Source organism: Exiguobacterium sp. SH1S1 (assembly GCF_004337245.1).
GTDB classification, from domain to species: domain Bacteria; phylum Bacillota; class Bacilli; order Exiguobacteriales; family Exiguobacteriaceae; genus Exiguobacterium; species Exiguobacterium aurantiacum_A.
The window spans coordinates 1-275 of the sequence record NZ_SJUZ01000040.1; the positions used below are offsets into that span (position 1 = coordinate 1).

Sequence of the window (275 nt, forward strand, 5' to 3'; positions counted from 1 at the left end):
GCTCCTAGTGCCAAGGCATCCACCGTACGCCCTTTCTACCTTGATCTAGCGTTTCTAAGACACACGGTCCGAACGGACCATGCATATTTTTCTTGGTTTGATGTCTTGATGAATCTTCAGTTTTCAAAGAACAATCGAGGGACGAACCCTCAAAACTGAACGATGGGCATGCCACATGGGCATTTTCCTTAGAAAGGAGGTGATCCAGCCGCACCTTCCGATACGGCTACCTTGTTACGACTTCACCCCAATCATCTGTCCCACCTTCGGCGGCT

At 49.8% G+C, this 275-nt stretch carries 1 rRNA gene; it reads right to left on the minus strand.

Annotation, left to right across the window (positions count from 1 at the left end):
• Positions 1-192: 192 nt before the first annotated feature.
• Positions 193-275 (minus strand): 16S ribosomal RNA (locus tag EVJ23_RS15150); the annotation flags it as partial.